Annotated in this window: 9 protein-coding genes and 4 pseudogenes; 5 read left to right on the top strand and 8 right to left on the bottom strand. The window is 35.3% G+C overall.

From position 1 onward, the window contains the following. Window positions 1-561 precede the first annotated feature (561 nt). A pseudogene (locus Y7E_RS30475) lies at window positions 562-1,565 on the bottom strand (IS4 family transposase); the annotation flags it as partial. A 980-nt stretch (window positions 1,566-2,545) separates the two neighbouring features. Between Y7E_RS30475 and Y7E_RS0127155 the strand changes: the two are divergent. Together Y7E_RS0127155 and Y7E_RS30470 are read left to right on the top strand one after the other, a co-directional pair. Continuing rightward, on the top strand, window positions 2,546-2,950 hold the full coding sequence (locus tag Y7E_RS0127155; protein ID WP_017154336.1) for a VOC family protein: 405 nt from the start codon (window positions 2,546-2,548) through the stop codon (window positions 2,948-2,950). Window positions 2,951-3,288: 338 nt separating this feature from the next. Beyond that, window positions 3,289-4,443 (top strand): annotated as a pseudogene (locus tag Y7E_RS30470) (IS3 family transposase). 397 nt (window positions 4,444-4,840) lie between these two features. Here Y7E_RS30470 and Y7E_RS0127140 read toward each other — a convergent pair. Next, complete coding sequence (locus Y7E_RS0127140) at window positions 4,841-5,218, bottom strand: helix-turn-helix domain-containing protein (RefSeq protein ID WP_017154334.1); 378 nt, start codon at window positions 5,216-5,218, stop codon at window positions 4,841-4,843. Window positions 5,219-5,401: 183 nt separating this feature from the next. On the opposite strand from Y7E_RS0127140, the gene Y7E_RS0127135 reads away from it, so the two are divergent. Continuing rightward, entirely contained in the window at window positions 5,402-6,406 is a 1,005-nt protein-coding gene (locus Y7E_RS0127135; RefSeq protein ID WP_017154333.1) for an asparaginase, read from the top strand. A 51-nt stretch (window positions 6,407-6,457) separates the two neighbouring features. After that, window positions 6,458-7,246, top strand: a pseudogene (locus Y7E_RS30465) (lyase family protein); the annotation flags it as partial. Window positions 7,247-7,385: 139 nt separating this feature from the next. Here the strand turns inward: Y7E_RS30465 and Y7E_RS0127125 are convergent. Together Y7E_RS0127125 and Y7E_RS0127120 are read right to left on the bottom strand one after the other, a co-directional pair. Next, on the bottom strand, window positions 7,386-8,822 hold the full coding sequence (locus Y7E_RS0127125; protein ID WP_017154331.1) for an IS4 family transposase: 1,437 nt from the start codon (window positions 8,820-8,822) through the stop codon (window positions 7,386-7,388). A 105-nt stretch (window positions 8,823-8,927) separates the two neighbouring features. Then, window positions 8,928-10,097, bottom strand: coding sequence for a serine hydrolase domain-containing protein (locus tag Y7E_RS0127120; protein ID WP_017154330.1), 1,170 nt, complete (start codon window positions 10,095-10,097; stop codon window positions 8,928-8,930). A gap of 685 nt (window positions 10,098-10,782) precedes the next feature. Here Y7E_RS0127120 and Y7E_RS0127115 point away from each other — a divergent pair. Further along, window positions 10,783-11,499 (top strand): class I SAM-dependent methyltransferase, encoded by a 717-nt coding sequence (locus Y7E_RS0127115; RefSeq protein WP_017154329.1) that lies wholly within the window; start codon window positions 10,783-10,785, stop codon window positions 11,497-11,499. A gap of 59 nt (window positions 11,500-11,558) precedes the next feature. Here Y7E_RS0127115 and Y7E_RS0127110 read toward each other — a convergent pair whose 3' ends face one another. The 4 genes and pseudogenes from Y7E_RS0127110 to Y7E_RS0127095 form a co-directional block, all read right to left on the bottom strand. Further along, window positions 11,559-12,245 carry an IS6 family transposase gene (locus Y7E_RS0127110; protein WP_017154328.1) on the bottom strand — a complete coding sequence of 229 codons (687 nt, stop codon included), beginning with the start codon at window positions 12,243-12,245 and terminating at the stop codon, window positions 11,559-11,561. Between the two features lie 67 nt (window positions 12,246-12,312). Next, a pseudogene (locus Y7E_RS0127105) lies at window positions 12,313-12,639 on the bottom strand (serine hydrolase domain-containing protein); the annotation flags it as partial. A gap of 710 nt (window positions 12,640-13,349) precedes the next feature. Next, on the bottom strand, window positions 13,350-15,140 hold the full coding sequence (locus tag Y7E_RS0127100) for a helix-turn-helix transcriptional regulator (protein WP_017154326.1): 1,791 nt from the start codon (window positions 15,138-15,140) through the stop codon (window positions 13,350-13,352). Between the two features lie 4 nt (window positions 15,141-15,144). Next, a complete protein-coding gene (locus Y7E_RS0127095) occupies window positions 15,145-15,735 on the bottom strand; it encodes a sensor domain-containing protein (protein ID WP_017154325.1) in 591 nt (196 codons plus the stop codon). Between the last annotated feature and the right edge of the window lie 335 nt (window positions 15,736-16,070).

The raw sequence follows: 16,070 nt of genomic DNA, 5'->3' as shown, positions 1-16,070 counted from the left end.
TCGTCGCCTTAGTTCCTGCAAAGTAATAGGTGTTTTTGTCATGGCACCCTTGCCTCCTTTGGTCGTACGAAATATTTACAGGTTCGGACCCTTCCCTCCCCACGCGTTTTACTGCACGCAGATCTCTGGTACTACGATCCGTTCCGCCACCCTGACACCTACCGGTCTCACTTCCCGGTCGCGGTTATAGAGACGGTCTCCTCGATGAGGTTTCTTCATCGGGTGTCGAGGGCTTCTCCAGTTTCCACATTATCTTTCTCTCCATGTCGCCGCTGATACCCCGCCGGTGAGAACTGCCGTTTCAGACTCGTTTCGGTCAGTTCTTGCTGCTTTCGCACGTTATCGACCGTCTCAGCCACCGGAATTGCGTGTAACGAGGCTACGTCTACGTTCACTGTACGTTACAACCTGGAGATTTGCCCACATGCCTTTTGCATGTGATGTCAGAGGGCTTCGCTATGTTGTTTTCACTTCATGGCGCCTCTCAGGCTACGGGAGTGGAGTCTATTCTCCCGATTGGACTTTCACCAACTAGATAATGTGTCCTTATCTGGACACGCCAATTTGCCATCGTAAGGAGTAAAAATCGTATACTTGTTCCTTTGGTAGATATTCCAAAGGAAAATTTGTAATGTAAAAGTTAATTGCACTGAGCCGCTTACTGCGTTCTTTATAGGTGATTTGCTTCTTGTGTTCTTTAGCTGCCAAATCCTTTTGCCTACGTTTCATTTGCGTTTCAGTTAATTTATACATAATTAGCCTTGCAGGAAGCTTTTGATACATTCCAATATAAATCTTAGGGATTTCATATGTTTCACCGGGGGATAATTGGTCAATGAATTGCTCCATATCTAATTGGATGTACTCGGAATGCTTTTTTATGGTTCCATTTTGAAAGCATTCGGGCTCTTTATTCTTCTGATATATACGTGTATTGAGCTTTAATCTTGAAATAAAATAAGCATTACACTCTTCTATAGTATGTAAGTCCTTTAAGTCAAAGTATCCTAAATCACGTATACATACGTCGTTCGGTTGAAGAGACGTTAAACAAGTAGAACCATAGGTTTTATCATTGTGTTTTCCCGATCCGACATGAACATGTAGAAACTGACCACTTAATAAATCGTATTATAGTTGAATTTTCACACCAGCATTTTGACCACTACCACCTGAACCTTGATATGTAGAAACAAATTTATCTGGAACCTGAAAATGTGTGGAATCCAATATACGAATCCGATGAAAGTAGTTTATATACGATGTTGGAATCTGGCTAGATAAACAAAATTGGTGATGGAGTAATGAGGCTAATATTTGTTGTAACAACTGTACAGCTTGAGAATTAAAGCGCTGATTGAGTCCTTCTGGACTCATAGAAATACCTGTGTTGGTTTCTAATCTACTACATAGTTGTGTCAATGAAGTGTTTGCTATGTTTTCGCTTAACCAAACACAAAGAGCTACTAAATCTTGTGCACGATATGTTCTAAAGCATCAGGTGACATATATCGTTGTAACTCTTTAGAAAACAATTCTAATTTATCAAAAGTCGATAAGTTCATGCTCCTTTCCTATGATTCTACAGAAAGAATAGCGTATTTTTGCATTTTAAGGAAATTTAGTTTTGTTAGCTTGATAGCGATGGGGTGGTACCCCTAAAAGTGGTATTTTACATTTGACCTTGCACATTGTGTGGGGATTTTTTATAAAGAAAAGACACCCTAAGGTGCCTTTTCTCTGTTTGTTCTCGCGTATTGAGATGACTATTTAAACCTTGTATTAGGGGACATGGTTCAAACAGATATTACACTTAAAGCTTAACATTGACGGAATATACAGTAAATTGATAATGTTTATATGAAATATTTCCAAAGTTTAGTATAGATGTTTTTCACTATTACTATAATGAAAAATAGCATAAATGCAAAATTGCATAGAAATATAGCATGCAATTAGCAGTATAATTTAAATGTGTACAATAAAGCTGAAGAGGCAGAGACCATCTACGGAAATAGGTGGTCTTTTGCTATTGGATAATAAATGTATTATTTTGATGGTGTTCTTGTTTTACACTTGATCTCTGCAGAGTGTGTGGGGGTTTTTCATTAAGAAAAGACACATTTAGAAGTCTCTTATAAGTGTTAATAAACAAGCATTTCTATTATTAAAACATAGAATACTAGCAAACTTTGTTTTAATAATAAAAAGGTAGTTGAAAAATTGGCCTAGAGAAAAGAGATGCGATTGTTGTTGTATTATTGGACTGTGAGAGGAATTGGTGTCGAATTAAAAAAAGTCACGATGTTTTGCCCCTTTGGATCTGTTTTATCTAAAGGAATGTTTTTATAGTGAAAAGTGAAAAGAAGATCTGAACTGCAAGGTGAATTAAGGAACTGTTGAGCAGCAATAAAGTTACTCCACTAAAGGGCCATATTGTGGAGGATCTTCTCTGAAGAAAATTGGATATTTATGTTAAAATATATGGGGATTATGAAGGAATGTACTTAAACTATAGGGCAGTTTAAAGAAGGAGAAAAAATCAATGACAAAAAATTATGTGCATCATCTATGTATCCAAACTAATACATATTTAGAAACCTTGGCATTTTATACAAAAGCATTAGGTTTTGAAATTGTCGAAGAGTCGCCGAATTTTCACGGACGTACATTTAATACTTGGTTGAAGTTAGGTGCGTTTTATATCGAATTACAAACGGGTAAGCAGGGTGAGGAGCTAGCCGTGGCCAATTCAAATAGTGAAGGGCTTGCTCATTTCTGTTTGTGGGTAGAAAACCTTCAGCAAGAGGTTGAACGATTAAAAGAAGTAAACACCCATTTTGTTTTGAAAAATGACGAGATCATTTATCATGTAGAGAATGGTCACTTATATAAATTAAAAACGCCTGAAGGAACGATCGTGGAATTACGTGATAACAAAGAAATTTAAGGGGCTATTACTTGAAGTTTCGAATATCGAATCATTAAGAAAATGAAAGGAATTTAAACTTTATAAACTTAAAATTTATTTCTGCAATTTCTAAATTGAAAGAAAAAACATAAAACCCCCCTGTAAATGTTAATATTTGTTGTATAATAAAGGTGTCCTAGTAGTCTTAAGATATAGTGATCCCTAGTTTTTCTGATAAGATAGTTTGTTTTGCCCTTTTATTGACATTGTCTCAAAAAGACCTTGTAGTAATTAAAGTGAACCCCATTAATGGGGCATGAAAAAAACACCTCCTTAATTCGCATACTAAATGCGAATTAAATGGAGGTGTTTTTCATTTGAAGAAAAGAGTTCATTATCCAGAAGAAATAAAATGGAAAGTCGTTGAAATGAAAAAAGAAGGTTATTCTAACCGAACAATTATGGAAACATTAGGGATTAAAAATGTAAGTCAAATTAAAAGATGGATGAACTGGTATCATACAGATCAAACTCATCGTTTCCAACAACCTGTAGGTAAACAGTATTCTTACGGAAAAGGACCTGGGGAGTTAAGTGAAATAGAGCAGTTACGTTTGGAAAACAAACATTTAAAGGCTCAATTACTTGTATGGGAAAAGTACCTGGAAATCGAAAGGAGTTGAACCCAGTTATCGTAGCTCAGCTATGGAATGAAGTGAAAGATAAAATGGCTGTAAAAGAACTATGTAAAGTGTTAGACTTACCACGCTCAACATTCTATCGTTGGGTAAACACAGCACAAGTTTCTACAGGCGAAATAGAGAAGGCTGTTAAAAGGTGTGTTTGCGTCATAAACTCCGTTATGGATACCGAAGGATTACAGCTACCCTTAGAAAAATGGGATTTGTATCAATCATAAAAAGGTATTACGCATTATGAAACATTACGATTTACTATCACGTGTACGTCGTAAGAAAAAAAGGTATATCACTGGTGCTGAACCTGTGGTAGCACCAAACCTTTTAGATCGACAATTTGAAGCATCAGCTCCTAATGAAAAATGGTTTACTGATGTAACATATTTGACATTCGGAGAACGTACCTTGTATCTTTCCACAATCATGGATGCCTTTAATCGTGAAATTGTTAGCTGGGTGATAAGTGAATCACCTAGCCTTCAATTATCTATAGAGACATTAAAACAAGCATTAAGAGGACGAAATGCAGAAGGTGTCATTCTTCATTCGGATCAAGGAAGCATCTATACAGCAAAGTAATTTCAGATGTATGCCAAAGAAAAAGGCATTATCACAAGCATGTCTCGGAAAGGAAACTGCCATGATAATGCCGTGATGGAAAGCTTCTTCGGACATTTGAAAAGCGAAGCTTTCTACTCACAAAATCTAACAAAAGTATCCAACACAACTGTGCGAAAGACTGTGTTAGAATACATTCATTACTACAATTGTGTGCGAATTCAGGAAAAATTAAACTACCTATCCCCTAAAGAATATAAGGAACAGGTAGTTTAGGTGTTTTGATGTGTGTCCCATTTTCAGGGTTCACTTCAATTTTGACTTCGATTCTTTTTTACCTTAGTTTTTTTATAAAGGGGGTACGGAAACGATTCAAAGAATAACCCGCCACAACTGAAAATTTTTCCAATTTAGGCGAGTGTTTTTTCTTATATTTTATCTTGCAGTTTCCTATACTGATCACACATCTTTTTAGGGTAATATTATCAGTATGTCCAAGCTTAGGAGATTACTTGCAAGAGGCTTCGTTTTTTTTGCACCAGAACCGTTAATGAAATAAAGTCTGATTAATAATATTTCCGCACTAATCGCATACATATCATTTGCAAATTAATAGTATCAGTACTTCTAAGTTTAAAGGGTAAAATGTATTTCTTTCTCGTTCTTTATGCTATTAATTTTCAAATGTAGATAAAATATTTTCTATTCTCCCGGAGCTTAGTTCTCTTTTACTCCTCACAAAAGCAATAAAGTCAATTATTTCTTCTGTTGACAGTGCTTCTCCATCTATTAAAAGTGTTTGATCTGGATCTTTCAGTAGTTTTGTAATATCAATTACATCTTTGTTTTGTTGTGAATTTTCAGTTCGGCCTAATATATAATCTACGGATGTATCAAATAAATCTGCTATTTTGGATAAAGATTGTAATGAAGGCAATCTATAACCATTTTCATACCCAGCATAGGTGCTTTTCGCAATCCCAAGTCGATCTGCTGTATCTTGTAAGGACCATTTTCGATTTTTTCTTAATTCAGATAAACGTTCCAGCATTCGTCTCATACCCCATCTATTTTTATTGAATCAATTATAACATAGAAAAATAATCAAGAATAGAAAAAAGTGCGCGTATTGAATACAAAACCTTGATTATTCCAAATTAAGTTCTATAATTATAAATATAAATACGCATTTCGCGAACGATGTATAGTTGTTTATTTTATGGAGGTGTTGTTCATGAAGAGGATTTTATTACTTGCAACTGGTGGAACTATTGCATCTGTGGAGGGAAACGAAGGGCTTGTTCCAGGATTATCTGCTGGGGAATTGTTGAATTATTTCTCGAAGTCATCTCAAAACTTAGAAATAGATTGCAAAATCTTAATGAATATTGATAGTACCAATATGCAGCCTGAGCATTGGATAGAAATGACTAATACTGTTTTTAATCATTATGATGATTATGACGGATTTGTGATTACACATGGGACAGATACTTTAGCATATACATCAGCTGCGCTTTCTTATATGCTTCAAGATCTAAAAAAACCGGTTGTTTTAACAGGCTCACAAGTCCCCATCAGTTTTAAAAAAACAGATGCAAAGAAAAATGTAGCTGATGCCCTAAGGTTTTCCTGTGAGGATATTGGCGGCGTGTTCATTGTTTTTGATGGTCGAGTCATTATTGGGACAAGAGCTGTTAAAATGCGTACAAAAAGTTATGATGCGTTTGAAAGTGTGAATTATCCTTATGTTGCTGAAGTAAATGAAAATGAAGTTAAATATCATTGGAAGCCAATGTCTTCTAGTAATGAACTCTCAGTAAATACTAATTTATGTACAGATGTTTTTCTTATGAAATTGTATCCAGGTACAAAACCGGAGATATTTGATTGTCTAAAAGGTTTGTATAAAGGAATCATTATTGAAAGCTTTGGTAACGGTGGATTACCTTTTGAAGGAAGGAACTTGCTTTCGAAAATTCAAGAACTTACTGAAGAGGGAATTGCAGTAGTAATTACTACTCAATGCTTGGAAGAAGGAGAAGATATACTTCTCTATGAAGTAGGACGGAAAGTAGCACAGCATCAAGTGATATTATCAGGAGATATGAATACGGAAGCCATCATGGCAAAATTGATGTGGACGCTTGGAAAGACTAATAAATTAGAAGAAATTAAAGAAACCTTTGAAACGCCTTTAGCATATGATTTAACACTTAAATCTGACAAGGATTGGTAATGACTTCATCTGTTTTTTGAGTTTTACATTTAATATAGGAGAGAAATTAATATGTCAGTTACAAATAAGAACATGCGAGCTGAGAAGGATTTTTTGGGATCAAAGGAAGTACCTATCGAGGCATATTACGGAATTCAAACTTTACGTGCTGTTGAAAATTTTCCAATGACAGGATATAGAATACATGAAGAATTAATTAAAGCGATGGCTATGGTGAAAAAAGCTACGGCACAAGCAAATATGGATGTTAAACGTCTATATTCAGGAGTTGGTAAAGCTATCGTGGAAGCGGCAGATGAAATGATAAAAGGGAAATGGCATGATCAAATTATCGTGGACCCTATTCAAGGCGGGGCAGGGACATCGATAAATATGAATATGAATGAAGTCATTGCCAATCGTGCTCTTGAATTATTAGGAATGGAAAAGGGAGACTATCATTATATTAGTCCAAATAGCCATGTAAATATGGCACAATCAACAAACGATGCATTCCCAACAGCGATTCATATCGCAACATTAAATGCATTAGAAGGCTTATTACAAACGATGGGTTATATGCATGATGTATTTGAATTAAAAGCAGAACAGTTCGACCATGTTATTAAAATGGGTCGTACACATTTACAAGATGCTGTGCCAATTCGTCTTGGACAGGAATTTAAAGCATACTCTCGCGTACTTGAACGTGATATGAAACGCATCAAGCAATCACGTCAACATTTATACGAAGTAAATATGGGAGCAACGGCAGTTGGTACAGGTTTAAATGCAGATCCAGAGTATATTGAAGCAGTTGTAAAACATTTAGCTACAATTAGTGAATTACCACTTGTTGGGGTCCCGACCGCATGCCCATCAACTTAAGAACGGAAATAAAATGAATTTTTGTTCATTTGAACTAAAAAACTCTTAAAATATTTTGTGTCCTTAAAAATAAGCATGCTAAATAAACCTAGATAGGTATCATTTTTAAAGATTATGCAGCTTTTTTTTGTTTTCTAAGTCTACTATACTCATAGACAACACCCATAATATCAAAGACTGTTTTCTTCTCATATCGATGAGATTTCCGCCCATTTTTCTGTAGTAGGTGGAATAGACGGATTAGAATCTTTGTTATTTCTTGAGTGTCTTTCTGTATAGCTTGATATAAAAGATATAAATAATCTTGGATCATTCCTATCGCTTTATATTCGCTTAATTCTCTTTTCTTCTTTTGCAAAAGAAGTTGGCGCATTTTAAACATAGTAGAGGAGCACAGAAAAATAGCGATTAGCTTTCCATATAATTGGCACTCTAATCGTTCTTGTTTTACATTACGATAATGGTCTATTTTGAAGAGTGATTTCCATGTTTTAAAGATAATCTCTATTTGCCAACGCAAAGTATATAACTCATGTACCTGTTCCATCGGAACCCATTCCCAAGGTGTATTCGTCACGTACACGTTTAATCCCGCTACCATTTTACTTTTCTCTGAGTACGTTCTATTTTTGGATTTTTCTTTCTCCAAGATTTTCGCTCGTCTTTTTTGAAGTTGTTTTTCTGTTAATCGATTAAAAATAACACGTGAAAACAGTTGTTGTTTATCACCAATATAAGCATGTTTTAATTCAAATGTTTCTCCGGGGTGTAGTTGGTTTAAAATCTGTTTCACATCAATTTGTATGTATTCCGATTGTTTTTTTATTGCACCATTTTTAAAGTATTCCGGGTTTGGATTTTTCACATATACATTCGTGTTTAATTTCAAACGAGAAATATAGTATGTACCTCGTTGATCCATTTGATCTAAGTCTTCCAATGAAAAATAACCCAAATCACGAATACATAAATCTCCTGGTCGTAAAGTATCTAAGCACTCCGTACCAAATGTTTTGTCATTATTTTTTCCTGGTCCAACTTGAAAGTTAAGAAATTGTCCACTGTGCAAATCATATTCTAATTGAATTTTAATTCCCGCTGTTTGGGCACATCCTCCAGAGCCTGGATATAAATTCTCTAAGGCATTTGGCACTTGAAATACGGTGGCATCTAGGATACGAATTCGTTGAAAATAAGAGAAGAGGTGGTTAGAAATTTGCGTTTGTTCACATACTTTTTGTTGTAGCAGTAAAGAAAAAAGATGTTTTAAAACTAAAACTGCTTTTGTATTTAAGCGTTTATTTAAGCCTTCAGGACTGATTAAAGTACCAGTAGCTGCATGAAGCCTACTACATAATCGAACTAAAGGATCACTTGCTACCCGTTGACTGATCCAAATGCAAATAGTAGCTAAGTCTGAACCAGAAAACTTACGTTTTCGTTTTATAAATCCGATTTCTCTTGCAAGTTCTTCTAAGAATACAGGTGTAACATATCGTTGTAATTCTTCCGCAAATGATTGTAATTCATCTTGAATCGAAAAATGCATAAGAAAACGTCATCCTTTCTAATTTAGCTTATTTAGAAAGGATAACGTTTTTTGGTATTTGAGGGTATTAAAATCTCTTAAGCTGATGGGCATGTATGGTGACCCCTACTTGCTAAATTCAGCAAGTAAAATATTTTTAAAAGGATTAGGACTGTCAGTTCTACCCAAACTATTCCAATTGACGACCAACGTATGCTTGCCTCCAAGTTTACCTCCAACAAGAGTAGTAAACCCTAGAATGCCACCTGTGTGTCCCCATATCGAGACACCGTTTGGAAGCTTAGTTTCATAGATTCCAAGACCATATCCATCGATTCCTTCACTTCCTGTAGGAACTGTAGTAAGCATTTGTTTTAGTTGCTGTTCTTTCAGTAATTTGCCACCGAGCAAGTAAGAGAAGAATTTATTTAAGTCGTCAGCAGTAGAAATCATATCTCCAGCTGAGCTAGCTACACTTGGGTTATAATAAGTAACGTCTTTTAGCTCACTTGTTCCGTCTTGTTGGACATATCCACGGGCATGCTTGGTGCCTGGAATAACGCTTGAATTTCCAGGTAGGAATGTATTCGATAATTCAAGCGGTTCAATAATCCGATTTTCAATCTCTTCCGCATAGCTGTTTCTGGTTACTTTTTCAATAAGAATACCCAGTAATACGTATCCTGTGTTTGAATAAGACCAACCATTTCCTGGGTCAAAGTCTGGGGGCAGAGAAATCCCCATCTTCACTAACTCTTCAGCCGTATACGATTTTTTTGTATCCATAAAATCAGCGTCTTTTGACCTTGAGTATTCAGCGATACCACTTGTATGGTTCAATATCTGCCGGATCTTAATCTGGTTACCATCATATCCGTTTCCTTGAATGACACCAGGCAACCATTTTTCGATGGAGTCATCTAGATTCAAGCGGTTCTCTCCAGCTAATTGAAGTACAACCGTTGCGGTGAATGTCTTCGTCACGCTTCCAATGCGAAAGCGAAAATCTGTTTTCATTGGTTGCTTGGTGCTCAGATTCGCTACCCCAGCGGCATAACCCCACGTTTTTCCACCCTCGGAAGTTTTAGCAAGTATCCCCGGGTATCCCAGTTGCAATGTATCCCGCATTGCTTGCTTGACGGAATTACGATCTCGTTGAGTGCTTGTTTGTAACGAACTAGATACATTTTGAGTGGGCTCTGCTTTTACAATTGAGGCTGGCGTTGTATATAACAGGGAACTTCCAGCTATTAAAAGGGCAAGACTTGCACATGTAATTTGACTACGTATTTTCATAAGACATTCCTCTCCTCTATTCATATTGTATAAGTGTTTGCTTACTGTTCCTTACTTCCTGACAAGACTTAGGGAAAGGCCCTCACTCTTAAAGATTAAAGCCCCAGTACAAAGGTATCTATCAATACCAACAATTTGAGCCATTTAAATCTCCATCCCTTCTATAACAAAATTATTCAAAGGTATGAAAGCATATTATTATGTACCCTTAGTTATTGTTAGGATTAACACAACATGAGACATAACCCCAACCCATATTTTACTTTATTTATCCATAATATGTATTGAGAAAGAATGTAAATTCGAATCATTTCCGTATCCCAACTATTGATCGTCTTTTTCACCTATTATCATTAGATATTTAGAATTTCATTATAAAAAACAACCAATCCCTTAACGTACAGGAAGCGGTTGAAAAATGTATCTAACGTACAATTTACTTTTTTTGATATGGTGACCCCATCACCACATCACCATCAAGCTAAAGTCTTATTACCCCCCCAGAACAAAATTTTTAGGCTTTCTTATAACAAAAAATCTCAATGCTGACTGGTTATATCAATCTCAAATGTATATATTATTCATCATTCTTTCTTCAAGTAACAAGATAAGATAGTCTCAAAAGTTATATTAAATCTGTTACAGTAATTTATAGAATACATAATTTGAGAAATGAGGAAAAACAATGAACAGAATTGAAGTTATAAGAGAAGAGGAGAAAAAATATCACGACTATTGTTACGATAATTATAAACTGTTTGAAGAAGGTTCGTGGCTACATAAACCTGTAAAAACGGTAATAGATCTAATTCAATTGTTTGAAGGAAAAGACAATCTTAGTGTGCTTGATTTAGGTTCTGGAGTGGGTAGAAATAGTATTCCATTAGCTCAAGCTATAAAAGAAAATGGCGGCAATGTTTTGTGTGTTGATTTATTAGACTCTGCTTTGCAAAAATTAACTCAATACAGTGAGGAATATGAAGTTAAAGAAGTAATTCAAACTGAAAAAGCTGATATAGGAAACTATGACATTAAGCCTAATAACTTTGATTTCATTATTGCAGTTTCAAGTTTAGAACATGTCCAATCAGAAGAGATATTTGAAAAAGTTGTTCAACGAATGGCGGACGGAACGAAGTACAACGGAATAAATTGTATCATTGTAAATTCTGAAGTTGAAGAAATTGATATGGATACCAATAAGAAATTGGATGCACTAATGGAGATAAACATTCCAACAGAAGAAATGATGAATAAATTGAGAAAAACATATGATGGTTGGGAAGTATTGAGTATCATAGTAAAACCGCTTGAATATAAAATTATTCGAAATGAAAAGTCTGTTCTATTAAAAACAAATGCAATCACATATGCTGTAAAAAAAATGATTTATGATGTTTAAATCGGTTCTGTTGCAAAGTTTTGTTAAGGTTAAGTGGTGCCAACAAAAAGTTGTATATTTTATGCGATTGTTAGTAGCTCCTGTAATTCATTGTATGTCGAAAAACCGAAGTCTGAGCCAAGACTTCGGTTTCGTTTATATAAAGCATGAATGGTTTCGATGCCTTTCAAGGTACGGGAAGCGTGGTGAAGATTTTGAAATCCTGCGGATTTGGAAAAACATCGCTTCACATGCCTATGGTCCTGTTCAATGAGATTGTTCAAATGCTTGATTGTACAATGAGTTGTATTTATATAAAAGCCTTGTTCTCTTAATTTGTTAAATGCGCAAAGTAATGCTGGTGCTTTGTCTGTAGTGAGAACCGCTGGTTCTCTAAACGTTTTGACTAATCTTTTCATAAAGGCATAGGCAGCCTGATGATCCCGTTTTTTACGAAGTTGAATATCCAATGTGTGCCCATCTTTATCAATTGCACGATATAAATAACACCATTTTCCTTTGACTTTTATATAGGTTTCATCTAGTTTCCAAGATAATTGAACGTTTTTATTTTTCTTCTTCCAAATTTGATAGATAAGATTTCCATATTCATGAACCCAGCGCATGATGGTTGTTGGGTGAACCGAAACACCACGCTCTTTCAAGATTTCAGATACATCACGATAACTTAAAGAAAAACGACAATAGTAGCCGACGGCTACCAAAATAATATCCTTTTTAAACTGTTTTCCTTTAAAATACCCCATATATCATTCTCCTGCTCACACTTTTTCTACAGGTTATCTCAGTTTAGAAATCTTTGCAACAGAACCGAATTAGGTGTCTCAATGTTACAGGTTCAGCATATGCTCCTATAAAAGGGACAAACTTTACAATTGAATCATCTAAACTCAATTTCCCCTCTTGTTCTAAGAGTAATATAGAAAACGCTGTAAATTGTTTAGAAACTGAAGCAATATTAAAAATGATTTTTGTAGTTATGGGTAGATTTTTCTCTATAGAAGCTAAGCCAACTGCACCTTTATAAGTTACTCCGCTATCGAAACTAGCAATATATGCAAAGCCAGGAGATTTTGGTGAAAACTTTTTAAATAATTGTTTAATCGATGTTTGTGTCTTTTCATTATATGTATTATTCATCTCAGTCACATCCCCTTCCCTTTAAATGATTAGGAATATATTAACCTGTTATCTTTCTCATATTGAATCCAATCCGACCCTTTTGTATTTCTAATCCAAATGACAAACATTACTACATATAAAAAATATAAGCAAGAATGTAAGCGTTCGCTTGTCTAGTCTATCCAATTCGACCCCGTATCGGATTATGACATCCAACAATGGGATAGCCATCTTCAGGCTGGGTGCACAGACCTACTTGAATACTTCAGTTTTGGATTATCTTTTGCATCATTCCAATATGATTTGAATTTTAGAATTGGATTACACATTTTACTTCAACTCAAAACGACATATTTTAATTTAACTACAATAAAGTACCATCACACTAATCTCTTTAGTATCTAAATCCTTCTCTTTATAGAGAGCTTCAGGAAATAGTATCTGTTTTTTGTTATAACGGTGCTTTGTACGTAGATAATCAGTGAGACAGAAAACATTACCCCATTGAACTAATGCTTACGTAAGAAATTCTAGAATCCAATATTTGTAACTTTATTCGTATGCCAACTATCTTTACTTCTCATCACATTAAAATAATGATAGTTCCCCATATTTCCTTCATTAGAAGCGAAATAATCCCAAATAGAGACATTGAAATTACACTTTTTAAAATGTAGCTCTTAAATATAGAATTGTTCACGTATCCTAGCAGTTGACTACATTCCCTCTTACAAAAGTAATCCTGTATCTTTTGCCTTTTGCACGGCTTCTTCTCGATTTTTGACCCCTAGCTTCTCATAGAGATTGGAGGCGTAATTTCTTACTGTTCCGTTTGACAAGTAAAGTGTCGAAGCTATTGTTTTATAACGGCTGCCTTGTGATAATAGTTCCAAAATCTCTAGTTCGCGTTTCGTTAAGCCATACTCTTTTCCAGCTGATTTTGATCCAAAAGGTCCTGTTTCTTTATTTTCTTCCCACATTCTATGGAACAAGTCATGATTAATCAGCGTGCCTCCCCGATAGATCAGGCGAATTGATTCAGCTAGTTCACGCGAATCTATGGATTTCAACAAATATCCATCCGCACCATTTCGTATGATTTCCTTTGCCTTTTCTGTATCCTGAAATGTTGACAGAATGAGTACACGAATGTCCGGACATTTTTCCTTAATCATTTTTGTCGCATTAATTCCATTCAGATTGGGCATCTCTAAATCCATTAATACTACATCTGGTTTCAATCTTTCACACAATTCCACAGCCCGTTCTCCATCTTCAGCCATTCCCACTACTTGTAAATCCTCCTGACCATCCAAAATTGTATGAAGACTTTCTCGAATAAAAGAATGATCATCGACAATACACAAGCGGATTTGTTCATTAGACAGTTGTACTTGTTTCGGTAATACACATGAAATTAATGTCCCTTCCCCTTTTTTGGAATAAACAATGACTCTTCCTTGCGACTGACTCACGCGCTCTTTCATTGCAGTTAATCCAAAACCATCCTTCCACTCTTCTGCCCCGTAGCCATTATCCTGCACATCTAATCTTATTTGTTGCGGCTCAAAATGTAGTGAAACAATAATTTCGGTAGAGTTTCCATGTCGCACTGCATTTGTTAGTGATTCCTGCAAGCTCCGATACAGCGTCATTTTTGATTGCTTGGAGACCATATACTCTTCCCCTATTATTCGAGTACGTACATTTATTTTTGCATGTTTCTTAAATTCCTCTGTCAATTGTTGTAATGTGACAGCTAAGGGAAGCGATTCTTGTGGTAAATCCATTTGATGCAAATACATTCTTACTTCTTCCATACTGTTACGGGCCAATAGTAATAATGAGTTTAGCTTTTTCTCTCCTTCTTTAGTCTTTAATTCCGTACGTAATGTTTCCATACCCATAATGATTGAGGTATAAGAATGTCCCATCGTATCATGTAAATCTTTTGCGAGCCTGTCACGTTCCTCAAGTAATGTTATTCGCTCAACTTGAGATACGTACTGTTCCAATACATGCTTCTGGTTTCGAATAGTTTCATTTTGACGGTAATTGACAACCAGTAAACGAAAGGAAGAACCCATAACAAAGGCTAAACCAATTTGTAGGATGATTACCCATAAATCTGTTACTTTGGAAAATATTGCAATGAGCAACGGAAACAAAATAATTGTGATAGAACCCGACCAACGGTATGATTTATGAGCACTATTTGCCGCAATCATGAAAGTTGGCATTAAAAAAGCAAGATATGCTGACGGAAATAATAAAGTTAAGTAGAAACACAGTCCGCCAAATAATATAATTTCAGTAAACAGATAATAGCGATAACTGAACATTAAACAAATCCAAGGTACTGAAAATGAAGCGACTTCCCAAAGAATGATGATCCAAATTGGTACAGTCAAATGGTCTTGGTGTTGGATAGTCGTTAACATCAATAATAGCCAAATGATAAAACGTATACAAAGTAATACCCAATCATACCAGAACCATATTTTCAAAGTCTTAAACAAATTATCACCCCTTTATAGCTTTAAACATAGTACGCGTGTACATTCCCATTATCCGAACTAAGCCGTTTCCAATACATATACGTATCCAGATGAGAATGCATCCAACAATCATGACAAAAATAGCTTTCGCCCATGAATTTATATCAATTCCCAATAAGTATATATTAAAATATTGAAAAAGTAATGGTGTAAAGATACATACAAGTGGCGTAATGTACAGTATAACGACACATATAAGGCTAATTATTCCGACAAAAAATTTCTGCATGAGCCAAAAAATAGCCCTCCAGTTGCTATTATTAAGGATTGTATCTCTCGCTTTAATCCATTTATCTCCCTCCTCTTTTTTCCTTGGTTCGAATAACTCTATCGATATATCTGCATAAACCTTCGTCTGAATGCGTTCATACTGAACAAACGTGTGAGTTGTTTGTAGTACCCAAGCCAACAAGGGAATACCCAAAAAGATAATCGTCATTACTAATGCAAATGTAATACTGACCAGATAGAAACAAAAGTAAAAGAATCCGGATGCAAAGGTAAATAACAAGAAATAGAAATCTTGCAAAGTTTTTTGAGCTGATGCTTTCGTCATTAAAATCTCTCCTCCTCATTCATTGCTAATGCGTTAAAAGCTACTTTTTGATTCTAAGTATTTTTCTGTCACATACGGTAGTGTCAAAATGTCATGGTTTGTATGACATAACTATTAATACAGCCGTAGCCCACTCAATTTTTGTCGTCCTTTATAAATATGACAAAAGTTCACTATCTACTATGACTCGCCGCTTGCTACACTCTGTTCATACGCTAGCGAGTCGCTAATTCGTTGAGCTAACAAAAAAATTCCAATTATATAAAGGAGCGTACAAAAATGAAACAAGCAATTAACGGTTCTGTTGCAAAGTTTGAAAAAAGCATAAACAGGTT

It is taken from the genome of Bacillus bingmayongensis (genome assembly GCF_000299035.1).
Taxonomy (GTDB): domain Bacteria; phylum Bacillota; class Bacilli; order Bacillales; family Bacillaceae_G; genus Bacillus_A; species Bacillus_A bingmayongensis.
Note: the sequence above shows the minus strand (reverse complement) of the source record. Positions and strands in the feature narration are given on the sequence as shown.